This is a genomic window from Rhizobium indicum (genome assembly GCF_005862305.2).
Taxonomy (GTDB): domain Bacteria; phylum Pseudomonadota; class Alphaproteobacteria; order Rhizobiales; family Rhizobiaceae; genus Rhizobium; species Rhizobium indicum.
The window spans coordinates 232743-259117 of the sequence record NZ_CP054021.1 but is presented as its reverse complement, the minus strand read 5'-3'; the positions used below and the strand labels follow the sequence as shown (position 1 = coordinate 259117).

General features: G+C 61.6%; 27 protein-coding genes, 1 tRNA gene and 1 pseudogene. 15 read left to right on the top strand and 14 right to left on the bottom strand.

Annotated features, from left to right (window positions below):
- Positions 1-4 precede the first annotated feature (4 nt).
- On the bottom strand, positions 5-1555 hold the full coding sequence (gene metG / locus FFM53_RS01235) for a methionine--tRNA ligase (protein ID WP_138329422.1): 1551 nt from the start codon (positions 1553-1555) through the stop codon (positions 5-7).
- Positions 1556-1789: 234 nt separating this feature from the next.
- On the opposite strand from metG, the gene FFM53_RS01230 reads away from it, so the two are divergent.
- Positions 1790-2578, top strand: a complete 789-nt coding sequence (locus FFM53_RS01230; protein ID WP_138329421.1) for a sulfite exporter TauE/SafE family protein — start codon at positions 1790-1792, stop codon at positions 2576-2578.
- A 38-nt stretch (positions 2579-2616) separates the two neighbouring features.
- Here the strand turns inward: FFM53_RS01230 and FFM53_RS01225 are convergent, their stop codons facing one another.
- The 4 genes from FFM53_RS01225 to FFM53_RS01210 form a co-directional block, all read right to left on the bottom strand.
- Positions 2617-3642, bottom strand: a complete 1026-nt coding sequence (locus FFM53_RS01225; protein ID WP_138389156.1) for a DNA polymerase III subunit delta' — start codon at positions 3640-3642, stop codon at positions 2617-2619.
- 8 nt (positions 3643-3650) lie between these two features.
- Positions 3651-4331, bottom strand: a complete 681-nt coding sequence (gene tmk, locus FFM53_RS01220) for a dTMP kinase (protein ID WP_138389155.1) — start codon at positions 4329-4331, stop codon at positions 3651-3653.
- Between the two features lie 131 nt (positions 4332-4462).
- Positions 4463-5656 (bottom strand): D-alanyl-D-alanine carboxypeptidase family protein, encoded by a 1194-nt coding sequence (locus FFM53_RS01215; RefSeq protein WP_138389154.1) that lies wholly within the window; start codon positions 5654-5656, stop codon positions 4463-4465.
- A gap of 71 nt (positions 5657-5727) precedes the next feature.
- Entirely contained in the window at positions 5728-6834 is a 1107-nt protein-coding gene (locus tag FFM53_RS01210; RefSeq protein WP_138389153.1) for a septal ring lytic transglycosylase RlpA family protein, read from the bottom strand.
- A gap of 398 nt (positions 6835-7232) precedes the next feature.
- Between FFM53_RS01210 and FFM53_RS01205 the strand changes: the two genes are divergently transcribed.
- Entirely contained in the window at positions 7233-7436 is a 204-nt protein-coding gene (locus FFM53_RS01205) for a hypothetical protein (protein ID WP_138389152.1), read from the top strand.
- Positions 7437-7535: 99 nt separating this feature from the next.
- On the opposite strand, the gene FFM53_RS01200 is transcribed toward FFM53_RS01205, so the two are convergent.
- Entirely contained in the window at positions 7536-7862 is a 327-nt protein-coding gene (locus FFM53_RS01200; protein WP_029874139.1) for a GYD domain-containing protein, read from the bottom strand.
- Between the two features lie 210 nt (positions 7863-8072).
- On the opposite strand from FFM53_RS01200, the gene FFM53_RS01195 reads away from it, so the two are divergent.
- Together FFM53_RS01195 and FFM53_RS01190 are read left to right on the top strand one after the other, a co-directional pair.
- Complete coding sequence (locus FFM53_RS01195) at positions 8073-9248, top strand: GGDEF domain-containing protein (protein WP_138389151.1); 1176 nt, start codon at positions 8073-8075, stop codon at positions 9246-9248.
- Between the two features lie 196 nt (positions 9249-9444).
- Positions 9445-9534, top strand: a tRNA-Ser gene (locus FFM53_RS01190).
- 148 nt (positions 9535-9682) lie between these two features.
- On the opposite strand, the gene FFM53_RS01185 is transcribed toward FFM53_RS01190, so the two are convergent.
- Positions 9683-9997, bottom strand: coding sequence for a hypothetical protein (locus tag FFM53_RS01185; protein WP_138329414.1), 315 nt, complete (start codon positions 9995-9997; stop codon positions 9683-9685).
- Positions 9998-10174: 177 nt separating this feature from the next.
- Positions 10175-10312, bottom strand: a pseudogene (locus tag FFM53_RS36985) (hypothetical protein); the annotation flags it as partial.
- Between the two features lie 667 nt (positions 10313-10979).
- On the opposite strand from FFM53_RS36985, the gene FFM53_RS01175 reads away from it, so the two are divergent.
- Positions 10980-11705, top strand: coding sequence for a 3-keto-5-aminohexanoate cleavage protein (locus tag FFM53_RS01175; protein WP_138389150.1), 726 nt, complete (start codon positions 10980-10982; stop codon positions 11703-11705).
- A gap of 349 nt (positions 11706-12054) precedes the next feature.
- Here FFM53_RS01175 and FFM53_RS01170 read toward each other — a convergent pair whose 3' ends face one another.
- The gene (locus FFM53_RS01170; protein ID WP_138389149.1) at positions 12055-13479 is read right to left on the bottom strand and encodes an MFS transporter; all 1425 of its coding nucleotides are present in this window, start codon (positions 13477-13479) and stop codon (positions 12055-12057) included.
- A gap of 144 nt (positions 13480-13623) precedes the next feature.
- On the opposite strand from FFM53_RS01170, the gene FFM53_RS01165 reads away from it, so the two are divergent.
- A complete protein-coding gene (locus FFM53_RS01165) occupies positions 13624-14520 on the top strand; it encodes a LysR family transcriptional regulator (protein WP_138329409.1) in 897 nt (298 codons plus the stop codon).
- Between the two features lie 99 nt (positions 14521-14619).
- On the top strand, positions 14620-14841 hold the full coding sequence (locus FFM53_RS01160; RefSeq protein WP_020050017.1) for an alkylphosphonate utilization protein: 222 nt from the start codon (positions 14620-14622) through the stop codon (positions 14839-14841).
- A gap of 56 nt (positions 14842-14897) precedes the next feature.
- Here the strand turns inward: FFM53_RS01160 and FFM53_RS01155 are convergent, their stop codons facing one another.
- The 3 genes from FFM53_RS01155 to FFM53_RS01145 form a co-directional block, all read right to left on the bottom strand.
- Entirely contained in the window at positions 14898-15725 is an 828-nt protein-coding gene (locus tag FFM53_RS01155; protein ID WP_138389148.1) for a transglutaminase-like domain-containing protein, read from the bottom strand.
- A gap of 137 nt (positions 15726-15862) precedes the next feature.
- Positions 15863-16735: a transglutaminase family protein gene (locus FFM53_RS01150; RefSeq protein WP_138389147.1), complete on the bottom strand. Its 873-nt coding sequence runs from the start codon at positions 16733-16735 to the stop codon at positions 15863-15865.
- A 492-nt stretch (positions 16736-17227) separates the two neighbouring features.
- A complete protein-coding gene (locus tag FFM53_RS01145; RefSeq protein ID WP_138329407.1) occupies positions 17228-17383 on the bottom strand; it encodes an entericidin in 156 nt (51 codons plus the stop codon).
- Positions 17384-17474: 91 nt separating this feature from the next.
- On the opposite strand from FFM53_RS01145, the gene FFM53_RS01140 reads away from it, so the two are divergent.
- Entirely contained in the window at positions 17475-17612 is a 138-nt protein-coding gene (locus tag FFM53_RS01140) for a hypothetical protein (RefSeq protein ID WP_171598757.1), read from the top strand.
- Positions 17613-18173: 561 nt separating this feature from the next.
- Positions 18174-18428 (top strand): GlsB/YeaQ/YmgE family stress response membrane protein, encoded by a 255-nt coding sequence (locus FFM53_RS01135; RefSeq protein ID WP_003539804.1) that lies wholly within the window; start codon positions 18174-18176, stop codon positions 18426-18428.
- Positions 18429-18544: 116 nt separating this feature from the next.
- Here the strand turns inward: FFM53_RS01135 and FFM53_RS01130 are convergent, their stop codons facing one another.
- Entirely contained in the window at positions 18545-18826 is a 282-nt protein-coding gene (locus FFM53_RS01130) for a hypothetical protein (RefSeq protein ID WP_003539806.1), read from the bottom strand.
- A 219-nt stretch (positions 18827-19045) separates the two neighbouring features.
- On the opposite strand from FFM53_RS01130, the gene FFM53_RS01125 reads away from it, so the two are divergent.
- The 5 genes from FFM53_RS01125 to FFM53_RS01105 are packed head-to-tail and all read left to right on the top strand — an operon-like array spanning position 19046 to position 24504.
- Positions 19046-20938 carry a peptidylprolyl isomerase gene (locus FFM53_RS01125; RefSeq protein WP_138389146.1) on the top strand — a complete coding sequence of 631 codons (1893 nt, stop codon included), beginning with the start codon at positions 19046-19048 and terminating at the stop codon, positions 20936-20938.
- 8 nt (positions 20939-20946) lie between these two features.
- The gene (gene trpD / locus FFM53_RS01120; RefSeq protein ID WP_138389145.1) at positions 20947-21963 is read left to right on the top strand and encodes an anthranilate phosphoribosyltransferase; all 1017 of its coding nucleotides are present in this window, start codon (positions 20947-20949) and stop codon (positions 21961-21963) included.
- Between the two features lie 9 nt (positions 21964-21972).
- On the top strand, positions 21973-22785 hold the full coding sequence (gene trpC / locus FFM53_RS01115; RefSeq protein ID WP_138389144.1) for an indole-3-glycerol phosphate synthase TrpC: 813 nt from the start codon (positions 21973-21975) through the stop codon (positions 22783-22785).
- A gap of 1 nt (position 22786) precedes the next feature.
- Positions 22787-23284, top strand: coding sequence for a cyclic pyranopterin monophosphate synthase MoaC (gene moaC / locus FFM53_RS01110; RefSeq protein ID WP_138389143.1), 498 nt, complete (start codon positions 22787-22789; stop codon positions 23282-23284).
- Complete coding sequence (locus FFM53_RS01105) at positions 23281-24504, top strand: molybdopterin molybdotransferase MoeA (protein ID WP_138389142.1); 1224 nt, start codon at positions 23281-23283, stop codon at positions 24502-24504. Before moaC ends, FFM53_RS01105 begins: the two co-directional genes overlap by 4 nt.
- Before the next feature lie 10 nt (positions 24505-24514).
- Here FFM53_RS01105 and FFM53_RS01100 read toward each other — a convergent pair whose 3' ends face one another.
- Positions 24515-25180: a class I SAM-dependent methyltransferase gene (locus FFM53_RS01100; protein WP_138389141.1), complete on the bottom strand. Its 666-nt coding sequence runs from the start codon at positions 25178-25180 to the stop codon at positions 24515-24517.
- 679 nt (positions 25181-25859) lie between these two features.
- Between FFM53_RS01100 and FFM53_RS01095 the strand changes: the two genes are divergently transcribed.
- Positions 25860-26234, top strand: a complete 375-nt coding sequence (locus FFM53_RS01095) for a c-type cytochrome (RefSeq protein ID WP_138389140.1) — start codon at positions 25860-25862, stop codon at positions 26232-26234.
- The last annotated feature ends 141 nt before the right edge of the window (positions 26235-26375 follow it).

Sequence of the window (26375 nt, the reverse complement as noted above, 5' to 3'; positions counted from 1 at the left end):
GGCCTCAAGCCTCCGGAGCCACGTAGCGCGGGAAGACCGGCGTCGGCGCTTCGAGCGTCGTTCCGGCAATGAGACGGCCGGCTTCGCCGAGGGCAGCAAAGTCGCGCTTGTCTTCGGGTGCTGCGACCAGATCGAGCAGCTTGGCCGATGAGTCCGGCATGAAGGGCTGCAGCAGGATGGCAATCTGGCGCACGACTTCGGCAGTCACGTAAAGCACGGTGCCCATCCGCTCCGGATCGGTCTTCTTCAGCGCCCACGGCGCCTGACCGGCGAAATAACGGTCAGTCTCGGAAACGACCGAAATGATCGAGGCGAGCGCCCGGTGGATCTGCTGCTTGCCCATATCCTCGCGGGTCGAGGCATGCAGCGCATCGACCTCAGCCAGCATCGCCTTGTCCTCGTCGCTGAGCGCGCCGCATTCCGGGATCTTGCCGTCGCAATTCTTGACGATCATCGATAGCGAGCGGCTGGCGAGATTGCCGATGCCGTTGGCGAGGTCGGAGTTGATGCGAGTGCCGATCGCCTCTTCGCTGTAGCTGCCGTCCTGGCCGAAGGACACTTCACGCAGAAAGAAGTAGCGCACCTGGTCGAGGCCGAAATGGTTCACCAGATTGACCGGATCGACGACATTGCCGAGCGACTTCGACATCTTCTCGCCCTTGTTGAGCAGGAAGCCGTGGGCAAAGACGCGCTTCGGCAGCGGCAGCTTCGCCGACATCAGGAAGGCCGGCCAGTAGACGGCGTGGAAGCGGATGATGTCCTTGCCGATGATGTGCACGTCAGCCGGCCAGTATTTCGCCCGCGGGCCGTTCCGGTCCTCGATATAGCCTGTCGCGGTGATGTAATTGGTCAGCGCATCGACCCAGACATACATCACGTGGGCCGGATCGTCCGGCACCTTGATGCCCCAGTCGAAGGTCGTGCGCGAGACCGAGAGGTCCTTGAGTCCCGACTTGACGAAGGAGATCACCTCGTTGCGGCGCTCGGCCGGACCGATGAAGTCGGGGTTCGCCTCATAATGCGCAAGCAGCTTCTCCTGGTATTCGGAGAGCTTGAAGAAATAGCTTGCCTCTTCCACCCACTCGACGGGTGTGCCCTGCGGCCCGTAGCGCACGCCGTCGGCGCGCAGCTCCGTCTCGTTTTCCTGGTAGTAGGCCTCGTCGCGCACCGAATACCAGCCGGCATAGCTGTCCCTGTAGATGTCGCCATTGTCGGCCATCAGCTTCCAGATGTTGCGCGACGTCTCGTGATGACGCTCCTGCGTGGTGCGGATGAAATCATCATTCGAGGCGTTGAGCAGCGTCGCCATCGCCTGGAATTCGCCGGAGTTTCGGTCGGCGAGCGCCTGCGCGGTGATGCCCTCGGCGCGGGCCGTCTGCTGCATCTTCTGGCCGTGTTCGTCGGTGCCGGTCAGGAAGAAGACATCCTTGCCATCCAGGCGCTGATAACGCGCCATCGCATCGGTCGCGATCAGCTCATAGGCATGGCCGATATGCGGCTTGCCGTTAGGGTAGGAAATCGCGGTGGTGATGTAGAAGGGTGTCTTGTCTGTCATGGCGGCCAATGTCCGGCTAACTCTATAAAAATGGTCAGCCGCTCTTAGCGCATGTCACCGTCAAGCGAAACCTCAACTTTCCAGTCGTCGATGATTTCCGGGACGATGGGGGCGTGAACTTGACTCAGCTTCTCGCCCAATCTACCCGTCTTGGGAAAGAGGGCGGGACAAGAACGAAGTGCGAGTTTTCATCTATCGGATTTGTCGTGGCCGCGCGCCGTCAGGGGCGCTTGTTTGACATTCGAACCGCTCTATTCGCTTTCCGGCCTGTTCGTCGGCGCGCTCGTCGGCATCACCGGCGTTGGCGGCGGTTCGCTGATGACGCCGCTGTTGGTGCTGCTCTTCGGCGTCCATCCCGCCACCGCCGTCGGCACCGATCTTCTCTACGCGGCGATCACCAAGACGGCCGGTACCGCCGTTCACGGCATGCATGGGCGGGTCAACTGGAAGATCGTCGGCAGCCTCGCGGCCGGCAGCCTGCCGGCCGCCCTGCTGATGCTGTGGCTGCTGGCCGGCGTCGATCGCAAAAGCATCGGCGTGACCAATACGATCACCACGGCGCTCGGCTGGCTTCTGGTCATGACCGCGATCATGCTGGTCTTCCGTGGCCCGATCCTCGAACTGGCGCGCCGCGCCATCGGCGATCGCACACCGCCGAAGCCGACGACCATCCTCGCCCTCACCGTCATTCTCGGATTCGTTCTCGGCGTCCTCGTCACCTTGACCTCGGTCGGTGCCGGCGCGCTGGGTGTGACGATCCTGCTGGTCCTTTATCCCAGGCTCGATGTGCGCGAGATCGTCGGTTCCGATATCGTTCATGCAGTACCGCTCACGTTGATCGGCGGCACGGGCTATTGGCTGATCGGCGAGATCGACTGGCCGATGCTGTTTGCCCTGCTGATCGGCTCTATCCCCGGCATCATCATCGGCAGCCTTCTGGCGCCGAAGCTGCACGAACGCACCATCCGCATCGTCCTTGCCGCCACGCTTGCTGTTGTCGCAGTCAAGCTGCTGACCGGCTGATCAGAGCACGGTGCCGAAAGTGTCAGCGGTGACGCGCTTTAAAGGCCCGGCTGCTTGATATCGGCGAGAATGCTGATGATCGTCTGCTTGCGGTCGAGGTTGTAACCATCGGAAATGGTCAGCCGCTCGGTGATTTCGGAATAGAGCCGCGCCAGCCGCTCCGCCGCCGCGATCCGCCCCTCGCCGGCTGCCGCGCGCGCGCGGTTCATGATGTCGTCGCCGACATGGCTGACGAAGAAATCGAAGATCGTGTCGCTCTCCCGACCCGAAAGCGCGTCGGCCAGCCGATGCATTGCCTTGCGGGCTGTCGGTCCCTCGGCGGCAAGCATCTCGTCATAGGCAGCGATGATCTCGCCGCCGCCGTAGTTCATGAGTTTCAGCGCCTCGCCGACGCTGCCCTTGGCGGCGGCAAGCACCGCCGCGCCTTCGCCTGATATGCCGAGATGGGCAAGGGCCGCGACGAGTTCATCATCGGCAAGCGGCGCCAGCTTCAGCGGCAGGCAGCGTGAGCGGATTGTCGGCAGCAGCCGTCCCGGCGCATGCGACAGCACCAGGAACAGCGCCCGCTTCGGCGGTTCTTCCAGGATCTTCAGGATGGCGTTGGCAGCATTGCGGTTCATGTCGTCGGCCGGATCGATGATGACGATCCGCCAGTTGCCGGTGCCGGATGTCTGCGAGAAGAATTTGCCGGCGCGGCGCACCTCGTCGACTGTTATCGCCGATTTCACCTTGCCGGTCTTTTCGTCCATCGGCCGGGCAAGGTGCAGCAGATTGTGCGAGGCGCCAGACGCGATCTGCCGGCTGACGGGAGAGGCAGGATCCGGATCGCCGATCGTCTCCGGCGCTGTCTCGGGATCGGGATGTGAGAGCACGTGATTGGCGAAGCGGAAGGCGAGCGTCGCCTTGCCGATGCCTTCCGGCCCTTCGATCAGGACGGCATGGTGGCCCTTGCCGGACCGGTAGGACTGCGCAAGGAAGGCTTCCGCCTCCGCATGCCCGAACAGCCTGGTATTTTCCCCCGGCCAGATGGCGCCGTCGAGCAGTCCGGGCCTTTCCTCACTCATAATGGGCTTCACTCATGATGGGCGGCTTCCGGCATTCGCGCACGGCCTGCCGGCGACAGCAGTTGTTGGATGATCGCCAGGATCTCGGCGGCGATCGCCTCCTCTGTCTGCATGGCGTTGACGACGTGGCAGCGCTCCGGCTCGCGGGCAGCGATATCGAGAAAGGCCTCGCGCCGTTTCTCGTGCGTTTCCAGCCGCTCCTTCTCGAAGCGATCGGGAGCATCGGTCGCGGCGCGCTTCTGCGCCCGCTCCAGCCCGACCTTGGCGGGGATGTCGAGGATCACGGTGCAATCCGGCATCACGCCGTTGATGGCGATGCGCTGCAGCGTCTCGATGAAATCGGGCTCGAGATTACCGGTAATACCCTGGTAGACGCGGGAGGAATCCATGAAGCGGTCGCAGAGCACGACCTTGCCTGCGGCCAGGGCCGGCCGGATCACCTCTTCGACATGGTCGTTGCGGGCCGCGGCAAAGAGGATTGCCTCCATCCGCGTGCCGAAGGCTTCGGCAGCCCCCGACAGCAGCACGTGGCGCACGGCTTCGGCGCCCGGCGATCCGCCTGGTTCGCGCGTCATCAGCACGTCGTGACCTTCGCCCTTCAGCGCCTCGGCGAGGCGGCGGATCTGCGTGGATTTCCCAGCGCCTTCCCCGCCTTCAAACGTAACGAACAATCCCGTACCGGATGACAATGACAACTTCCCGCATTCCAGGCGCCGCACGCGCCCCGCTCCTTCTATCTATCCGAAGATATCAGGGAGGAAAACCTTTCGCCGCGGCGACATATTCACCTTTCCCGGCAAATTGCATTGGAAACAGCTCGTCAGACGGGCGCGGGCTTGTCCCAGAGCCAGGAGAAGAACAGCGATTCGCCGAGTTCCAGCATGGCGTCGATCGCCCGGCTGCTGAGTGAGCCTTCGCCGACCGCGTGCACGGTATAGAGCGGCACTTCCCTGAGCAGCCGGCTGCCGGCGAAAATCCTCAGCGTGCCTGCCTGGGTATCCGGCTTGACCGGCGCCGTCAGCGGCCAGCGATAGATGATGCGCGCCGACAACCGGTCGGGATTGCTGATCGGGATATAGACGCTGACCGGCGCCTTGGCGACGAGGTCGACCGTGCGCGACGTGCCGCCGTAGACGCTGGCGGCGCCAATCACTTCCTTGTCGGCGAAGATCTGCCGGTTCTCAAAGGCCGTCAGTCCCCACTCGAGCACGCGCTTAGCTTCCTCCGTCCGCTCCTTGTCGGAAGCGATGCCGGCAAGAGCCACAAACAGCCGCCGGCCGTCGCGCTGGACCGAAGCAACGATCGAATAGCCCTCGCCCTCGGTAAAGCCGGTCGCCAGCCCATCGGCGCCGAGATCGAGCCCGAGCAGCGGGTTGCGGTTGCGCTGGAAGATCTTGTTCCACTCGAAATCCGGCTGCGCGAAATAGGGGTAAAGGTTCGGATAGGTCTGCTGAAGGGCGGCGGCAAGCGTCACCATCTCGCGTGCGGTCACCTTGCTCTTGCCGTCGGGAAGGCCGGTGGAATTGCCGAACTCGGCCTTCTCCATGCCGAGCTCGCGGGCGCGGCGCGTCATCGACACGGCAAATTGCTGTTCGCTTCCGGCCATGCCCTCGGCGAGGATGATGCAGCTGTCATTGGCGCCCTGGATGGCGACGCCCTTGATCAGGTCCTCGACGCGCACGCGCGATTTGAGGCTGGCAAACATCGTTGCCGTCCGCGATGGCGCGCCGCCTGTCCGCCAGGCATATTCGGAAACGGGATATTCGGTATCGAGCGTGATCTGGCCCTTGGTCAGCGCCTCGAAAACGAGATCCATCGTCATCAGCTTGGCGAGCGAAGCCGGCGAAAAGCCCTGATCCTCGTTCTTGGCGAGAAGCACCGTGCCGGTGGTAGCCTCGATCATATAGGCCTGCGCCGCCTTGGTGGCGAAGCCGGCGGCACCGCCATCGGCTGCAAAGGCTCCGGAGGCGAACGGCATCAGGCATGCAAGCAGGCGAAGCGCGGGCTTCAGCATCGCAATTTCCATTGATCGAGCGGCGTATTTCAGGAGGTTAGAACGCGAGGAAATCCGATGCAATTGCCAGTTCAGCGCTGGGCGAACTTTGCCTGATGGCGCTTGGCCGAGGCAAGGATGGACTCTTGCGTCAGCCCGTCATTGCGCACCATCACCGCGTCGAAGGCGAGATCGACGGTCACCGTCTTCACCTCTTCGCTCTGGTAGCCGAGCGCCAGCGAATTCTGGGGCCGCTCGTAGGGCATCGGACCGATCTCCGGCAGCACGACCATCTGGTCCATGGCCTGCGCGCCATTGTTGAAGGACGGTGCCGATGGCGCGACCAGAACATGGGCAGCCGGGGCCAGAGCGGGTGCGGCGGCGGCTGCCGCATTGTTGCGGGCGCTCGGCGTCGAGCCGGCATAGGAGGTGGCCGACCTCGGCACCGGCACGTTGGCCGGCGTCTCGTAGTTTTCCGAACTCTGCAGCTGGTCGCGGGTGATCTTTCGGCTGTTGGAGGCGACCATCACGCCGCTTGCGATCTGCCCTTCCGGATTGACGCCGGGAATGCGGCTGCCCTTCGGCGCGTAGGAGGCCATCAGATAGGGCATGTCGTGGCCGTCCATGCGGGCGCGGCCGACATATTGCACGCGCACCTTGCCGGTGCCGCTGTGCTGCAGATCCAGCATGTCGGCCGTCTTGTTGGAAAGGTCGATGATACGGCCTTCGTGATAGGGGCCGCGATCGTTGACGCGCACGATGACGGAAGAACCACTTTCGAGATTGGTGACGCGCGCATAGCTCGGCAGCGGGAAGGTCGGATGTGCGGCGGAAAGATGCATCTGGTCGTAGACTTCGCCGTTCGCCGTCAGGCGCCCGTGAAAGGCCGAGCCATACCAGGAGGCGACGCCGACCTTGTTATAGGCGAAATCTTCCTTCGGATAATACCACTTGCCCTTCACCTCGTAAGCGTTGCCGACGATGTAGCGGCCGCCGCCCTTCGGGATATTGTTGCCGGTGGCGACCCGCGGGCTCGCCTTCACGCCATATTCGGATTCGGAGAAATACTCTTTGCCGTGGGCTTTTTTCTTCGGCACCGCCTGCGTCGTGCCGCAAGCCGCAACCGTCGCACACATCGCCGAGATCGCCAGCCACCGTGCTGTCGTTGCGAAAGACGCCGCCCCGTAATCCAGTTTCATGTGCCCCACGCCGCTCAAAGATCGTTATGGTTAAGGAACCCTGCCCCATCTTGGGGCAATAGCGCCTTATTCCCGCCCGCCTAACGAGGCTTTAATCTTGCTAAGTTCGTGGCAATTTTACGAACAATTTCGCAGCGATAGCGACAATTCTGAGGGTTATGGTTTATAAATCACTAACGCGAGCCCTCCCGCCTGCCATTCCATCGCCGCAATGAGGCCAGAAATCAACGTGCCGATGCGGGGCATATGGTGAACATCCGGGCGCTTCCGGACGCCCCCAAAGCTCCATATTGAAACACCGCCCGATTTGATGCGCCGCAGCGGGGTGGCGCTTCATTCTGTATGGGAACGAATTGTCCGCCGCGAGCTTTGAAGGTTTAGACCTTTGGAGGATCACCATGAACGATGAAACCCTGACGCAGCTCGACACGGTCAGCCGGCAGTTGCACGCTCGATCTCGCGCGCTTTCCCAGCCGGATAAAGACAACGACATCGCAATCCTGATGTCGGCCCTCGCCGTGACGATGGAGGCGGTTCGATCTCTCGGCGAGGATATGAACCAGCTCAACGGTCCGAAGGGCCTTGGATCTGACGGAAGCTAAGTCTGTCATGTCTCCGGCGCAATTCACAGAAAGTTTGCGCCGGAACGAGAAGCGCAAAGCGCTGATCTTCGACGTGGATGGGAAGCCGTGGGCCGCCGCCTATGCTGCCGGTGGACGATAGCGTACCGACTTCGCCTTTTCCAAGGCTGCGATCGTATCCTCGACGCTGAGGAGGACAGTGGTCTCCATGGAGCTGAGTGCACCTCCTGCACCGATCGCAAGTGCGACGGCCGCCATCGATACGTTATCGGGCGCCTCCCACAGATTCCAACCATCATGCTCGCCGAAGGCGTACCAGAAGCCATGCAGCTTTCCGCCCACGGATTCAATGTAACTGCGTGCCGCCTCTCGGCGATCCTCGGGATTTTCGATCATCCGCGCCCAGGTCTCGGGCGTGTAGCTGAAGCGCGTGAGATACATGGCCATGGTTTGTTTCCTCCGCCAGAACAACACAGTTAACGCTCAAGCCGGGGAGAACGCGAGTCATTTCCAATATATGGACGGGGTCCCAACGATCTCGGTCGGCAGTCTCCGGAAGAGCAGCGAGTTCCGCCGTCAGAAGGTCGCGCGGCGTTCATCGAAAAGTAGATTTTAGCCGTTATTCGGACCCCGCTTCTCTCACATCGGGTTCCGGCAATGGATCTTGCGACAGTCCTTCTTCTACACAAGTCTTCCTTCATTGTCGGAGCGATCTGCTTCTTCTATGTGAGATGGCGTTCCGGAGCGACGCCGGGGCTCGGCGTACTTGCAGTTGGTTTTACTTTGCTCGCGATCGCCTCAACGCTGGCTGGGTGGGACGAGAGCCTTCACATGTCCGATAATGCCAGGACGTTCTGGAGTTTTGCGCTGGGCGCCAATGGTTACGGGCTGATGGCGGTTGGTCTTTTCGGCCTCAGCCGGCGTCAAAATTCTATACGAGATTGGTGGCCATTGCTCCTGCCCGTCGTCCTGATGCTGAGTGCGGCGATCACGCCATGGTATTTAAACAATGGATTGAGAGCATCGGTGTTCAATGGCAACGCCGCCATCCTGCTTGCCTTGTCAGGTTTCGTGATCGCCCGCGACTTCTTCCATGAGCGTCTTACCGCGCGGCTCGGGCTTTCCGCATCCATATGGGTGGCGACGTCTCTCTCGGCTTTGGTCGTCATTGGCTTCGTCTTTCCGAACGATGCGCCTCTTCCCCCGCGCTACGCATTCTTTCTGCTGATCATCTGTCATTTCGCAGTGGCTCTGTTCGTGCTCGTCCTCGTGCAGGAAAGAGCCGAAGAAAAGCTTATCAGACTTGCAAACACCGATATGCTGACCGGCATTCCCAACCGGCAGCATTTCTTCAATTCCCTTCCGAAAAGCCTCAGCCCCGGGGACGCCTTCGTCCTCATCGATATCGACTTTTTCAAGCGTGTTAACGATATGTACGGACACGACAAAGGTGATGTCGTTCTCATAAATGTTGCTCGGACGATTGCTCAGAGTGCCCCCACTTCCTGCGTGCTAGGTCGGTTGGGCGGCGAGGAGTTCAGCCTCTTTTTTCGCGGCCAAACGGCAGCCTCCGCTTTTGCGCTCGCTGAGCGGATACGCGAGGCTGTCAACGCCCTGAGCCTTGTCTTCGAAGGAAATCAGGTCACACCTTCCGTCAGTGCAGGTGTGGCACTTTGGGAAGCGGGTCTAACCGAACAAGACGTCCAGAAGCGTGCAGATCAGGCGCTCTACATTGCCAAAAACAAGGGTCGCAACAGGGTTGAGTTGTTCAGCAGCGTCGGGTTGACCTCCAGCGTCCTTGCGCCGGAACCTCTACCGGCTCGCGCAGGCTGAAGAACAGCTGAAGGTCGGCTCTCTCGAGCTAGTCGCACGTCGTGGCGAAGATGCTGGCAAATGCTGCAGAGCACGTTGACGCTGCTACCAAAGCTGCTAAAAAGCCAGCCATCGAGTGATTGGGTCGCAAATCGGTAGCAATGACCGGTTCGTAGAAATCAACAGCATGTTGATGTCTCAACCTTTTCAATCAGATGGAAGAGTGTCCGAGTGGTTTAAGGAACCGGTCTTGAAAACCGGCGTGCGGGAAACCGTACCGTGGGTTCGAATCCCACCTCTTCCGCCATCTTATATTGATTTTATTGCACAATTTCCGCTTTCCGCGCGAGAATTGCACGCTTGTCATAAACCCGCTTCTGGTATGAAAACCGCCAGCTGGTGAGGCTGGCGGCGCATTTGTTGAGCACCAAGGTTGGTTTCAGTGGCGCTGCCGGCTAAAAATCGAAATACACGGTCACACCTGACCGACGACGATAGGGGTAACGGTCGCGATAGCCGTAATAGTCGCGACTGCCGTAATACCGCGGACGATAGCACGAGCCGTAATACCGACAGTCGCGGTAAGCGTACCGGTGTTTCTTCCGGTGGCCATACGCATGTCCATTACCGTGGCGACGGTGTTTGACCTGCTCGACGTCGGAGGTATGCATATGTACTGCGTTCGGCACGACGATCGGCGCGGCGTTCAGCGGCAGGGCGAAAGATGCAGACAAGATCATGGCTGCAAGTGAGGTAAAGAGCATCTTCATCGGCGCATCCTTTCAGGCTGCGATTCTGGGTTAATAAGCATTAACCTCCGATGAACGGTGCGAGCATCCCAGAAAACACCGGCCTGCGTGCCGCTGGTGTGGTCGCGGATGGTGATCGCGCCGGCCTATGGTGTTGGTCCCGCCGTCGATGCGGCTCGGCAGCTGGCTAGCGCAGGTCTACGACCCACGCCGATGCGCACAGGGCGGCGCGCATTCGATTAGTTCCCAAATCTCTCCGCGGCGGTAGCTCGTGTACAGGAGCCAGTCCATGCCGCGGCGCTCTTCGTTGCAACGCTTGCACGCCAAAGCGATGTTGTCTCGATTGTTGCGGCCGCCATCAGAGCGGCACCCGGGTGCTCAAGGGTTTCGGCATTCCGCGGCTGCTTATGTGGCGGTTTGTCACTCAGAACCATAGGCTGGAGGCAGTAGCAGCAGCGGCCGCCCTGTTTCTCGCGTATCTTGATGCGGTTCTGAATGTGGCAGGTCATGATCAGCCGGTGATGGGTTCGATGGCCGGGTCAACGACTGTTCGCCGCTGCCTGCCGTGAGCTGAGCTAAGAATTTCGATGTCGTAGAGTTCGCGACCCTTCCGCCATCCGTCGTTTTCCGAAAGTTGCGGTTTTGTACCTCAGGAAGGTTGGCCTTCCCTGAGGGCAACAGATGAGTTTCACCCTCCTCCTTTGCGTCGACGATGAGATGATGTACAGGCAGCAACAGGACGCGACCGCCATTAACTTAAGAATGGGGTCGGGCGGCAGATTGACGTCACGTCGCTGCCACGAGATCACGTGGCCGTCCTCTAGTCGGCGTCCGCACAGCTTGACCCTGCACGAGAGCAGCAGTCGCCTATCTCGACTGTTTTGATATTATTGGGGCTGTAACGGCAAGGGAAATGACTTTGTCAGCAGCGCCCCTAAGTCTTCAGGTTTCCAATTTGGTATACCCGGCGTCTTAAGCGGCCCAACAAGCGCGAGGCTCCTTTATGATCGTTCAAGCTTGCATCAACGGCGCGCGGCCGAGCGATTTCCATCCGCTCCTTCCGCTGACGATTGATGCCATGGTGCGTGATGCCACGGCTTCGGTCGCTGCCGGCGCTGCGGAGCTCCACGTTCATCCGCGCGGAGCCGATGGCAAGGAGGCCCTTGCCGCCGTCGACGACACTGTCGGCGCGATCCGCCGTGTCTGTCCGGGAACGCTGATCGGTGTGTCCACGGGCGCCTGGATCGAAGGCGATCGGGAGAAAACGCGGGAAGCCATCCGCCGTTGGTCCGTTCTGTCGGATTATGCCTCGGTGAACCTCTCGGAAGACGATGGCCCTGGTGTCATGCAGTTGCTGCAGCAGAAGGGTATCGGCATCGAAGTCGGGCTGGCATCGGTCGCCGATGCGGAGCGCTACATCGGCCTCGATGATCATGAGCGGGTCTTTCGCGTGCTCATCGAGCTCGATAACGAACAGGATTTGCAGCGCGCATGCGATATCGCGGACGGCATTATCAAGGCGCTCGGGGATGGCCGGGTCAAGCGGCCCATTCTTCTGCATGGTTTCGACGACACCGTCTGGCCCTTCGTCAGGTTGGCGCGCGAGCGGCGCTACTCCACCCGTATCGGCCTGGAAGATGGTAAGCACCTCCCGGATGGGACGATTGCCAACGACAATGCCGCGCTGGTCACTGCGGCCGTTGCGATCTTCCGTGGTCACTCGAACTGATCCCGATATGTCGGCGGCCGGGCGGTAGCCCGGTATCTCTTCGGCGCCATCGAGGCCGGTATCGTCAAGGCGCGGAAATGTTTCGAAAATACGGGCTCGGCGAAGTCGATGTTTCGCCGGACAGCCCTCACGAGAAGTACGAATATATCAGGACGCCGACAGAACCCCAGAAGATAAGAGGCGTCAGTATCATCCCCGCAACGAACATTTTAGTCACAGCAAAACTCCGAACACCTCCACGCATGTCGAAGCTACCTATTGCATCGACGGAAAGTTCCTATGGGCACGAAGTCCAGGATGGATCGGACCTTGGTCTGGGTTTCGCTCGCGCTGCCGATAAGTGCCGGGCTCAACTCTCCCCGAGCGCTCGGCGGCGGTAAGTCCTGACCGCAATAGCGAGCGCGACAACAACCAGTGCTGCCGCAACGGCGAAGGTCATCCGCATGCCTGAGGCAATGGCCTCGGGATGCGCCGCTGTGATATCGGGTGTTCCCGAAGAGAACGCGAAGACGGCGCCCATCACTGATGCGCCGGTAATCAGCCCGAGATTGCGCGAAAGGTTGAGCATGCCCGAGATGACGCCCCGCTGGTCCGGGCGGACATCCGCCATGATGGCGGTGTTGTTGGCCGCCTGAAACAGCTGATAGCCGGGTGTCAGCATGGCAATGGCGGCGATGTAGCCTGGTATCCCGGGAAGCACGGCCATGGCGATGCAGCCTGCCGCCATGGCGACGAGCCCTGCGACCACCACGAATGGCGCGTCCAGACGGTCCACCAGACGGCCGGCCGGGACGCCGCTCAAGATGGAGATGACGGGGCCGATCGACATGACGATGCCGACGAGAGCTTGATTGAGCCCGAGCGCATGGGAGAGGTAGAACGGCGCGACTACCAGCGTCGCCATCATCACAGTCGAAACCAGCACGTTCATCGCCAGGCTGGCGGTGAGCACGCGATTGCGGAACACCGTCAACTGGATCAGCGGCGATGCCGCTCTCGCCTCGGCGAAGACGAACAAACCGGCGCCGAAGACGGCGACCGAGAGCAGAGCGATGTTCAATAGGCCAAATCGGCCGTGCCCGATCGTCATCGCCAGCGCGTAGACCGACAGCGTCAGCGCAAGCAGCAAAGTGCCTGCGATGTCGAAGCCCTTCCGACCCGTCTTCCCCTTGCTGATATCGGCGGGCAGATGGCGATAGGCGAGAACGAAGGTCAGAACGCCGAGCGGCACGTTGACGAGGAAGATTGCCGGCCAGCCGAGCCCGGCGATCAGCAGGCCGCCGAGCGAGGGCCCAAGAGCGGTACCGATTGCCGACATCGTTCCGAGCAGCCCCATGGCGCTCCCGGTTCTTTCCTTCGGCACCGTTTCGCCGACAAAGGCCATGGTGAGCGCCATCATGATGGCCGCACCCAGGCCCTGCACAGCGCGCGCGGCAATCATCAGCCATAGCGTCGGCGCGACGCCGCAGAGGATCGAGGCCAGCGTGAAGAGCAGGATGCCGATGAGCAGCAGCCGACGTCGGCCGGTGATGTCGCCGAGCCGTCCGACGCTGACGATCAGGGTGGTGATGGCAAGGAGATAGGCGAGAACGATCCACTGCGCATCCTGGAAGGCGGCATCGAACGCCTGCGCCAGGCTCGGCAGGCCCACATTGGCGATGCTGGTGCCGAGTGACGGCAGCAACATCGAGAGGGAAAGACTGGCAAGCGCCCATCGTATGGATGGTGCCTGTTCGGCGATGGCCTCGCTTCGCTCTGCAATGATCGATTTCACCCCGTGAACTCCGTTTTCTCTTAGTTCCCCGAATGGAACTGGTGAAAACCTAGTCCTTTGCTTAATATGGCGGAAGGCGCACGATTTGCACTTTATTCATGCGTTTGACGCCACATCAAGTTGAAGCCGTGTTATAGCTGATGGATGTCGACACCTGATCTCAACTTGCTAGTCACCCTCGATGTGCTGCTTGCCGAGGGCAGCGTTGCGCGTGCGGCGCAACGGCTGCGGCTCAGCCCGTCGGCGATGAGCCGGGCCTTAGCGCGATTGCGTGAAACGACGGGCGATCCGCTGCTGGTGCGCGCCGGCCGTGGCCTCGTCCCCACGCCGCGCGCGCTCGAACTGCGCGAGCGGGTCGGCCGGATTGTCGAGGACGCGCAGGCGATCCTGCGTCCTGCCGAGGCGCTTGACCTTCAACGCTTGGTCCGGACGTTCACGCTGCGCACCAGCGAAGGCTTTGCCGAGAGCTTCGGACCTGATCTCATCGCCTGCCTCGGTCGGCAAGCGCCCGGCGTGCGGCTGCGCTTCGTGCAGAAGCCGGACAAGGACAGCGCCCCGCTTCGCGATGGGACCGTCGATCTGGAAACCGGCGTCGTCGGCGGGACGACCGGGCCGGAGGTGCGGGCGCAGGCCTTGTTCCGCGATCGTTTCATCGGCGTCGTGCGCTTGGGGCATCCGCTTTGTGGGCGCGAGATGACTCCCTCCCTTTATGCCGGCGGCCAGCACATCTACGTCTCGCGGCGCGGGCTCGACAAGGGACCGATCGATGAAGCCTTGAACGCGCTCGGGTTGGAACGGCAGATCGCCACCATCGTCAGCGGCTTTTCCACGGCACTGGCGCTCGCCCGGAACTGCGATCTGATCGCCAGCGTGCCCGAACGGCACACCGGAGCCTTGCGCGCGGGAATGCATAGTTTTCCCCTCCCCGTCCCGACGCCTGAGATCACGGTGTCATTGCTCTGGCACCCCAGGATGGATGCCGATCCGGCGCATCGCTGGCTGCGCGGCTGCGTTCGCGACGCCTGCGCGCGAGCTGATTGAAGGGCCGCGTAGGATCAGAGGTCAGGCCAACTGAGCCGTTCGTATTGACTATCCTGCGTCGCCATGATTTCCCGTCCGGGATCACCAAGCGGGGACATTATGACCGACATCATTGTAAAGGACAGCAACGGAAGCCAGCTTCACGACGGCGATTCCGTGACGCTGATCAAGGACCTCAAGGTCAAGGGAACCTCGGAGACGCTGAAGCGTGGAACGCTGGTCAAGGGCATTCGCCTGACGGACAATCCTGGCGAGATCGAGTGCAGCACCAAGCAGGTCAAAGGCCTCGTGCTGAAAACCGAGTTTTTGAAGAAGGCATAGGATCAGCATCGCCCGCGATGCTGGTTGTTGACGCATCGTAAGGCCTGCTCCGCTGATCAATCGGCTTTCACCGCCTCCTGCGGCACTTCCTCGGTGATCACCTCGAAGCGGGAGAGCGTTGCCGGACCGAAGGCCGTCGACATGGCGACGTCGGTGGCGTCGCGGCCGGTTCCCATCAGGATCCGGCCGATACGCGGCGTGTTGTGGCGGGCGTCGACCGTATGCCAGTGGCCGCCGAGAAAGACCTCGAACCAGGCGCTGAAATCCATCGGATTGGGATCGATCGGAACGCCGATATCGCCGAGATAGCCGGTGCAATATCGTGCCGGGATATTCATGCATCGGCAAAGCGCGATGGCGAGATGGGCAAAGTCGCGGCAGACGCCCGCCTTGTCGATGAAGCCGCCATGCGCGGTCCTGAGCACGTCGGCCTTCAGGTAGTCGAAGGTGATGTGGTCATGGACGAAATCGCAGATCGCCTGGACGCGCGCCCAGCCGAGCGGCGTCGATGAAAACGTCGCCCAGGCGAAATCTGCAAGCCTGTCGGTGTCGCAATAGCGGCTGCCGAGCAGGAAGACCAGCACATCGTCCGGCAGGTCATTGATCGCGTGCTGGACGGCATCGTCGGGAACGATGTCGGGTTGGCCGCTGTCGTAGATCTCGAACTCCGTGGAGATCGTCGTCAGCCCCGACGGAGCGACGATCCGGCTGCAGGCATTGCCGAACACATCGGTATAGCCCCAGGCCTCGATCGGCCGGTCGAAAGTCAGGATCTGATCGCTGAGAAGATCGGCGCGACGGGAGGGATGGATGTTGAGGACGAGCAGCATCGGCGTCGGCTGCGTGCATTCATAGCCCAGATGAAACCCGGCGCGTATCTTCATTGTCGCTTCCTTGTCGCGTCTCCGCATCGGTGGAGGTGAGTATGGAACGTCGATCGCGCTACCCGGTTCCGTAGCCGCGGGACTGTCACTGCGCGGCCAACTCGTGGCAGTCCCAGATTACTTCGGAGGTAATCGAATTACCTCGTGGTGACGTTGACCTGCACAGTCATGCTGTCGAAATCCTTCCCGTCCCCGTCATAGCTGCCGCTCAACGGGACTGCTTGGCGCGGATCGCGGGCAACCGCGACACGAATGAGATCGCGGTTGCCGACGATGCCGTTGGTCGGATCGAACTCCGTCCAACCGGCGCCTGGAAGATAGATCTGGCACCACGCATGCGTGGAACCGCCGCCGAGCACGGTGGAACCGTCCCGGTCTGGAACATAGACATAGCCTGTGACGAATCGTGCTGCGAGGCCGAGGATGCGTGCCGCCTCCATCATCAGAAGCGCAAAATCTCGGCAGGTGCCGGAGCGAAGCTGCAAGGTTTGCACCGGCGACTGCGTTCCATGTTCATGGCGCCGCGCATAGACGAAGCTTTCGCGGATGGCGTAACAGAGCGTCATCAGCAGATGCCCGGTCTCCGTCGGACGCCCCTGGCGCACGAACTGGCGCGCCCAGCGTCCGACCTCGTCGTTCGGGTCGGCATAATGGCGCTGCATCGCCGGCGTCAGATCGGCGATCTCGTCCTTGTCGTAGGAGAATGGATAGGTCAGGGCCGCGTCGTCGACCTTGAGATCCAGGGCGACCTGCGGCGTGTGATCGAGCGTGATCCAGGTTTCGAAACGAAGTTCGGACGCCGGCCTCGAAAAATCGACGAGCGCCACGCAATTGCCGAAAACATCGTGGATCCAGCGCACATGACTTTCCTCAGGATAGATCGTCAACGACGCTTCGATCAGCCGCTGGTCGAAACTGTCGCGCGGCCGGAACATCAAGCGATGCTCACCGAAGTCGACATCCCTGACGTAACGATAGGACGTGATGTGGCGGACGGAGAAAATCGTCATAAGCCACCGCCGAAACTGTTCACTTTGCTGCTCCAAGACGGCAATGCCGCCTCTCTTCTGCGGAAGGGCCCTGCCGGCTTTCCCGCTCATCCCGATTTCTTGTCATATAAGCACGTTCGAAAGATTGCTATTGTATCTTCACCGATCGACGGCAGTGCCGTCCAACCTAAGAGGATAACATGCATATCATCTGGGACGTTCTGACGCTTCTGCTGACAATCGGCTCGCTCTATGGCGGTCGCGAATACCGGATTATTCGCGCTCGTGCCCGCGCTCAGAACTGGGGCAACTTCTGATTCGATCCGGATATCTCTGATTCGATTGCGAATCATGGCCGCATCGCTCGTTACCGGTCGCCGCTACGTCGAATGACGTAAAGTCATGCGCTTAAGAAAATGCTTTATTAGTTGAGGCGGAGTCTATCCGTCCATTCTCCCTGTTAATCCTAAGCCCGCCTCACCCCAGGCGGGCTTTTTTATTCCATCGCCTGCATCACTTCTTGGCGCCGGCCGAAAGCACCCGATGTGTCGCATTGTCCATGGCGTGGCTCGCTTCCTGGCCATCCTTCTTCAGCCCGTATGCGGTATTGCCGCAGCCGGAAAGTGTCAGCAGGCAGATGCAGGCGATGGCGATTGCAACTTTAGGCATCAGGTGTTTCCCCGGATTGAATGGCGATCAAGGGAAGATGACGCATTCTTCGCCAAAATCAATCCGCAGGCGATGAGCGCGAACGCGCGACATGGAACTCGGTGACGTCACAGGCGTTTACGGGAGCCATCCAACTGGGGTTAACGACATGGACTACCAGATTGCCTTCGCCGCCACGGTCGCAACAGCGTCCTTCCTCGTCTTCATGCTGATCGTCCACCGGACCTGACTGGCCCGCGGCAAACGGATTGGCCCTAAGGCGCGCGATCACTGGAACCCAGTGCCCGAAGTCGTTAAGCGCGGCCTCATTGTTTGCGATCCGGAGAGGTAGCGGCACCAGTTGCTGCCCCGACGACAACGCGTAGATCGGAAGGTCTGAAGCGCATAGATCGCAGACCATCCGTCAACAACACGGGAAAGGTGCAAAATAAAGCTTTCGACATCCGAAAGTATTTCTACGATCCTCGATGTAATTAATTTTAGCTAATTGCTAGGCTTAACTATCTGTTAACAATATTATTGCGCTCCGTCCCCTTCCGCTTATGCTTTACGCAAAAGGGGAGAGGGATGATGTTTAGCAAAAGTCTGATTATGCCTATTGGCTTCGCATTGCTCGCCATTGCCGGCCTGCTGTTCCAGATTGTCGCCCACGCGTTGCACTCTCCGGTCACCCTGCTGCAGCTGTGAGTCACATAAGTTGCTGAACGCGCACGCGATCTCAGTAACTGGGAGTGGAACTTCGTTTCGTTTCGTGCATTCTGTGACTCGTTTTGCCAGGAGGGAGATAACCATGGAAAGCGCAGGCGTGGGTTGGATTGCAGCCATCATTATCGGCGGTGTCGCCGGATGGCTGGCGGAAAAGGCAATGCGCAGCAGCATGAGCCTGCTCATGAACATATTGCTCGGCATCATCGGCGCTATTGTCGCCAACTGGATCCTGGGTCTGTTGCACATCCAGCCGCTCGCCGGTTGGCTGGGCTATCTGATCACCGGTTTCGTCGGTGCCTGCATCTTGATCGCGATCGGGCGCGTCATCCGCCGTTGACTTGGTCGCGCCAGCTGAGCCCGGTCGCGTCAACTGGCCCGGTTACTTTTGGCGGATGCAAACACTAAAAGCCGGGCGTTCATGGCGCCCGGCTTTTCTTCACTCTGAATTACCGTTCAGCGGCGGCTGAGCAGGCCGAACACGTAGGCAATGCCTGCCGTCACGGCGAGTGCCACGAGCGGTTCTTCGCGCACCTTGTCGCGCAGTCTTTCCGTCATCACCGAAGCCTCGTCGGTCACCGCCGACTTCGCCCCCTGCCCCAGCGCGACCACGCTTTCCGTCAGCCGGGAGAGATCGTTGCGAAGGGCTGCGACCTGCGCCGACAGATCGTCTGCTGCTATATCAGCCTTGACGCGCGCAGCGGTGGATTCGGCGGAAGCGGTTTTCAATTCTGCCATGGTCTGCTCCTGTTTCATGGGATGCCGCTTCAACGAAATGGCGGCCCGAAAGGTTCCGCCGCAACCGATCTTTTGTTCGCCGCAAAGCCGCCGCGGCCGAGCGGCCGCCTTGTGCAGCTTTTCGCGCGACAAACCCTTCATTTCCTGTCGGGTTTGTTTTAAGGAACGTCGAATGTCCGCCCGCGCGCGGGTCAATGATACTGCGAGGTTTGCGTTTCTATGTTCCATATCCTGAGAAGAGCTGCTCAGACCTGGGTTGCCAAGCTCCTCCTGCTTCTGCTCGTCGCGTCCTTCGGCGTCTGGGGCGTGTCGCATGAGCTGCTGTCAGGCGGCAACAGCACCACGGTCGTGACCGTCGGCGATCAGCATGTGGACGTCAACGAATTCCACCTCGCCTATCAACGCCAGGTGGCAAGCCTCAGCCAGCAGTTCGGCACGCGCCTCACCCCCGAGCAGGCCCGCGCCTTCGGCGTCGAGCAGCAGGTGCTCGCCCAACTCGTCGCCGGCGCCTCGCTCGACCAGCTCGCCGAAGACATGAACCTCGGCCTTTCCGAAGATCGCCTTGCCCAGCTTATCGCTGACGATCCGGCTTTCAAGGCCGTCAATGGCCGGTTCGACCGCGAGCTCTTCATCTCGCGCCTGCAAAATGCCGGTATCCGCCAGGACGATTACATCAAGGAGCGCAGCAAGGTTGCTGTCCGCAGCCAGGTGGTCGATGCCATCTCCAACGGCTTCACCGCACCGAAGACGCTGGTCGACGCCCTGAAGCTCTATGGTGACGAAAGCCGAAGCGTCGAATACCTGCTGCTCACCAATGCCAATATCGAGCCGATCAAGGCGCCTGCCGACGACGTGCTGGCGACGTGGTTCGAAGGTGTCAAGCAGCGCTACCGGGCACCCGAATACCGCAAGCTCGTCTATCTCAAGCTGCAGCCTGGCGATATTGCCGATGCCGCGACCGTCACCGACGACCAGATCCACGAAGCCTTCGACAAGAGCAAGGATACTTATCGCACGCCGGAAAGCCGCACCATCGAACAGCTGACCTTCGCCAGCAAGGATCTCGCCGCTGCCGCCGAAACGGCGCTGAAGAGCGGCACCAGCTTCGATCAGCTGGTCTCCGACCAGGGCAAGACGGCAAGCGATGTGCTTCTCGGTGAGTTCACCAAGGACAAGGTTCCCGACCAGGCCGTTGCCGATGCGGCCTTTACGGTTTCGCGCGATGGCGGCACGACGCCTGTCGTCGATGGCTCCTTCGGCCCCGTCATCCTGCGCGTCACCAACATCAAGCCGGAAACGACGAAGAATTTCGACGAGGTGAAGGAGGATATCCGCAAGCAGCTGGCGCTCTCCAACGCCTCTCAGGAAGTGATCAACGTTCACGATCGCATCGAGGATCTGCGCGCGGGCGGTTCGACGCTCGAGGATATTGCCGGCCAGCTGAAGCTCACCGCCGTGGCCGTCGATGCCGTCGATATGACCGGCGCCGACAAGGACGGCAAAGAGGTCAAGGATATCCCAGCCAAGCAGCAGCTGCTCGGCGAAGCCTTCAAGACCGAGGTCGGCGTCGATGCGCCGCCGCTGCCGATCGGCAATGACGGCTATGTCTGGTTCAACGTCCGCGAAATCACGCCGGACCGCGACCGCCCGGTCGCCGAAGTGCGCGAAAAGGCCGTCGAGGACTGGACGGCGGAACAGCAGAAGGCCGAGCTCGCCAAGAAGGCCGACGCATTGAAGGCCGAGGCGAAGAAAGGCACGGCCCTTGCCGATATCGCGACGCCGCTCGGTATTGCCGTCGAAAGCAAGAGCGGTGTCACCCGCGCCACCGATGATGCGGTCCTCGGCCGCGCTGGCGTCACCGCCGCCTTCTCCGGCCCGGTCGACACGGTCGCCAGCGCTGTCGGCGCCGATCCCTCGACGCAGATCCTGCTGAAGGTCACCGAGGTCAACACCCAGCCGACCGGCGACGTGCTGAACAATCGCGATGCCCAGATCACTGCCATGGCCAATGCCGCCGGCGACGATATTCTCGATCAGATGGTCAACCTGCTGCAGACGCAGTATGGCGCTCAGATCAACCAGACGCTCGCTGAAAAGGCGACGGTCCGCTAGGAGATTTTATGACCGATCTGAAGCCGTTCCTGGCCAAGGCCGCAAGCCGCGAGCCGCTGACGCGTGACGAGGCGCGCGCCGCCTTCGACATCCTGATGTCGGGCCAGGCGACGCCCTCGCAGATCGGCGGCTTCCTGATGGCGCTGCGCGTGCGCGGCGAAACCGTCGATGAGATCGTCGGCGCGGTCACCGCGATGCGCTCGAAGATGCTGACCGTCGAGGCGCCGGCCGATGCGATCGACATCGTCGGCACCGGCGGCGATGCCAGCGGCACCTACAATATCTCGACGCTGGCGGCGCTGATCGTCGCCGGCGCCGGGGTCCCCGTTGCCAAACACGGCAACCGGGCGCTGAGTTCCAAATCGGGCGCGGCCGACAATCTGGCGGCACTCGGCGTCAAGCTCGATGTCGGACCCGAGATCATTTCCCGCTGCATCGCCGAAGCCGGCGTCGGCTTCATGTTCGCGCAGCTGCATCATTCCGCCATGCGCCATGTCGGCCCCTCCAGGGTCGAGCTCGGCACGCGGACGATCTTCAACCTTCTTGGGCCGCTCTCCAGTCCGGCCGGTGTCCGTCGCCAGCTGCTCGGCGTCTTCTCGCCGCAATGGCTGGTGCCGCTTGCCGAAGTCATGCGCGATCTTGGCTCCGAATGCGTCTGGGTGGTCCATGGCGATGGCCTCGACGAGATCACCACCACCGGCATCACAAAAGTCGCGGCACTCGAGGACGGCAAGATCCGTACCTTCGAGCTCTCGCCCGCCGATTTCGGCGTCAGCCCTTGCGTGCTCGCCGACATCAAGGGCGGTGATGGTGTCGCCAACGCCGCAGCGCTTCGCGAAGTGCTCGGCGGCGCCAGGAATGCCTATCGCGATGTCTCGCTCGCCAATGCCGCCGCCTCGCTCGTCATCGCCGGCAAGGTCGAGACGATCCGCGACGGCATGACGCTGGCCACGCAGTCGCTGGATAGCGGTGCGACCGCGCTCGCCCTCGACAAACTCATCGCCGTTTCCAACGATATCGACTAGGATTGTTCGATGACCGATATCCTGAAGAAGATCGAACTCTACAAGCGCGAGGAGATCGCCGCTGCCAAGGCGGCCGTGTCGCTTGCCGATCTGAAGGCGATGCAGGCCGGTCAGTCCGACCCGCGCGGCTTCCACAAGGCGCTCATTGCCAAGCGTGATGCCGGCCGCTTCGGCCTGATTGCCGAAATCAAGAAGGCGAGCCCCTCGAAGGGCCTCATTCGCCCGGATTTCGATCCGCCGTCGCTGGCGAGCGCCTATGAGGCCGGCGGTGCCGCCTGCCTTTCGGTGCTGACTGACAGGCCGAGCTTCCAGGGGGCGCCGGAATTTCTGACCGCCGCCCGCGCTGCCTGCACGCTGCCGGCGCTGCGCAAGGATTTCATGTTCGAGACCTATCAGGTGCACGAGGCCCGCGCCTGGGGCGCCGACTGCATCCTGCTGATCATGGCCTCGCTGTCCGACGACGAGGCCGAACGCCTGCAGGACGAGGCCTTCGCCCTCGGCATGGACGTTCTGGTCGAAGTCCACGACGCCGAGGAGATGGAGCGGGCGCTAAAACTCTCCTCGCCGCTCATCGGCATCAACAACCGCAATCTGCGCACCTTCGAGGTCAGCCTCACCGTCAGTGAGGCGCTCGCCCCTATGGTGCCTGATGACCGGCTCCTGGTTGGCGAAAGCGGCATCTTCACCCATGCCGATTGCAAGCGCCTGCAGGCCGTCGACATCAATACCTTCCTTGTCGGCGAAAGCCTGATGCGCAAGGAGGACGTCGTCGCCGCCACCCGCGCGCTGCTCTTTGGCGAAGCCGCCATCGCGGCCGAATGATATGAGCGGCCAAAAGCCAGGCCTCACGCATATCGGTGTCTCCGGCGAGGCGCATATGGTCGATGTCTCCGACAAGGCCGAGACGGTGCGCATCGCCACTGCCGAGGGCCATGTGAAGATGGCGCCGGAAACGCTCGCTCTCATCCGCCAAGGCAATGCCAAGAAGGGCGATGTGATCGGCACGGCGCGCCTAGCCGGCATCATGGCGGCAAAACGCACCGCCGATCTCATTCCGCTCTGCCATCCTCTGATGCTGACGAAGGTCACGGTCGAGATTGAGGAAGATGCCGCCCTGCCCGGCCTGCGCGTTACGGCGACCGCCAAGCTGACCGGCAAGACCGGTGTGGAGATGGAGGCGCTGACTGCCGTCTCGGTCGCTTGTCTGACCATTTACGACATGGCCAAGGCGGCCGATAAGGCAATGGAGATCGGTGGCATCCGGCTCCTTGAAAAGTCCGGCGGAAAATCCGGCGATTTCCGTCATCCGGAGGCAAGATGAACCTTCTCCCGGTCGCCGAGGCCCTGAACCGCTTGCTCTCCCGCGCAAAGCCCATTGCTGCGTCCGAGACGCTGCCGCTTGCCGAGGCCGAGGGCCGCGTCCTGGCCGTCGATCTGACCGCCGGCCTGACCCAGCCGCCCTTCAATGCTTCCGCCATGGATGGCTATGCGTTACGCCGCGAAGACGCGCCGGAACCGGGCGCCGAGCTGAAGGTCATCGGCATGTCATCCGCCGGCCACGGCTTCGAGGGAAGCGTCGGCCAGGGTGAAGCCGTCCGTATTTTCACCGGCGCGCCGGTTCCGCCAGGCGCCGATAGCGTCCTGCTGCAGGAGGATGCCGAGAAGATCGAGGGCGGCATCAGAACCAATTTCCCTGTCCGGCATGGCCAGCATGTGCGTCCGCGCGGCCAGGATTTCGCGGAAGGCGAAGCCGTGCTGTCTGCTGGCACCGTGCTCGATTTCTCGCGGCTGACGGTTGCTGCCGGCATGAACCGGCCTGATGTCGAGGTGCTGCGTCGCCCGCTGATCGCCATCCTCGCAACAGGCGACGAACTGCTGCCGCCCGGAAGCACGCCCGGCCCTTCGCAGATCATCGCATCCAATACGTTCGGTATTGCAGCCCTTGCCCGCAAAGCCGGCGCCGATGTGCTCGATCTCGGCATCGTGCCTGACGATCAGGCCAAGATCAGCGCGGCGATCGACACAGCGCGGGACGCCAAGGTCGATGTGATCGTCACGCTCGGCGGCGCTTCGGTCGGCGACCATGATCTGGTGCAGGCCACGCTGATCGAGGCCGGCATGCAGCTCGATTTCTGGCGCATCGCCATGCGCCCTGGCAAACCGCTGATGGTCGGCAGCTTCGGCGAGACGCATGTACTCGGCCTGCCCGGCAATCCGGTCTCCAGCCTCGTCTGTTCGCTGCTCTTCCTGGAGCCGCTGATCCGCAAGCTTGCCTCCCTGCCGCCGGTGCAGCGCGAGGTAACGGTGGAGGCGGCCGTCACACTGCGCGCCAATGACCACCGGCAGGACTATATCCGGGCGAAACTTTCGAAATCCGCTGCCGGCCACTGGCTCGCCGAACCCTTCGGCAAGCAGGATTCCTCGATGATGAAGGTCTTCGCTGCAGCCGACTGCCTCGTCATCCGCCCGCCGCATGCGGGGGAATTGCCGGCCGGAGCGCCCTGCCCGGTCATGCTGTTGCGGCCGGATCTCTTGGCATAATCTCAGCCTTTCAGCCGTAGCCGAAGAGCGCAAAGACGCCCGCCGGCACCGCCCCGCCGCCGCTGCCTCCGCCGAAATCCGCAACCGCATGGGTGGCGATTCGGTTGAGTTCTCCCTCCGGCAGGTAGGCCCGCTCGGGATCGCCGATCAGCACCTCGATGCCGCACGCCTGGCAACGCCGGAGGAAGGCCATTACTCGCAGGGCAAGCGAGGGATCGTAGAACAGATCGCCGACCACGAGAAGGTCGGTCGCGGGTGGCGGCGCCTCGATGATATCGGCGGCCCAGGCCACGATGTTCACACCGTTGATCGCTGCGTTGAGCCCGATCGCGGCAATTGCATTGGCATCGATGTCGACCGCCGTCACCTTGGCTGCTCCGGCCTTCGCCGCCGCGATGGCGACGAGCCCGGAGCCGGCGCCGAGATCGAGGACACGGCGGCCGGCGACCGTTTCCGGCTGGTCGAGCAGATGGCGGGCAAGCACCGCGCCGCCGGCCCAGGGATAGGCCCAGTAAGGCGGCGGATCGGCCTCTCCGCGGCCGGCAAGCCGCCAGAGCCCGCTCGCAGGTCCTGCCGTATGAAGCCGGATCTCGGGGATGGAGGGAACAGGTGATATCGGCAGGTTGGCCTTGATGAAGGCGGCCGGATCGGGTTGCGACATGCCGGGGCGTTTCATCGTCGTCTGCTCCTGCCGGCGCTGTAACGGCGTATCGTTTTTAATAGCAAGAGCAGGCCGCCGTTGTGGAATTCCCCGCCATTTATGCACGCCACGATTTAGGTGAAATAATGAAGACGAGCCAGGCTTTTCGCAAGGAACTGAGCCGCTATTCGTGATGAGGCGTGCCATATGCCATTCAAGAACGCAACACAGGCCGTTGAAGCGAGACCGTCTTGCGAGCCTCGGTTTCTGGGTGGAAGACTCCACTATGGGCAGTGAAGAGCGATAGCGGAGACCGAACGGCACGATTAGCCGTCGTAGCTCGCATGAAGTTATGAATGCCGTTTCTAAATAGGCGAACTTCCGCGCTGCAACCGATGTCTTCAGAACCTCTCCGAGGGAAGCTTAAGCTTCACTGATTGCATGCTGCGGCAGACACCCTTCGTCGACGATCGTTGGCTCTCGGGCATTTATGAACCTCATTTCTAACATCATGCAGATAGTACCGCCTAATGCTCCATGCAGAGGCGAGGTAACGTCCCCAACCGACCGCCGTCTCCAGTGCGATGCCATGTCCGGCGAAGATGAGGCGTGTCTTGGGTCTAGGTCTTTAGCGCGGCCTGCCAGCACGGTGCTGGCGCGCGCTACTCCACTGTCCTTTCAGGGCTTCGACAGCCTGTATTCGGGAAGAACACGCATGACAAAAATTTTCGCTTCTGTTGTGGTCTCCACCTTGATCCTTGTGTCGGCGACGGCTCCTGCGGCAGCGGAGGGAGATGTCGCCTTGGGACAAAAAGCGTTTCAGCGCTGTTCCGCCTGTCATTCGACCACGGATCAGAAAAAGGTTGGGCCGGGGCTCGGTGGCGTTGTCGGGCGCGCGGCCGGCGCTGCGGAAGGCGTCCGCTATTCGGCGGCCATGAAGGCATCGGGATTGGTATGGGACGAGGCGACGTTGGACCGATTTCTAGCAGCGCCTCGCGAAGTTGTACCGACCACCACGATGACCGTGGGCGTACCCAAGCCTGAGGATCGGCTAAACATCATCGCTTACCTGAAGTCCCTGTCGGAATAGCGGCGAACCTCTTGGCTGAGCAAGCCGGCGATTGATGGGCACCCAACGCGGCTGATCATCGCTGACCGGTCTTGGGTTGACGGGTCTGCTCGTGCTTTTGCCTCGTATTCAGAAGCCGCCTTTCTAACGTCGTGCAGGTTT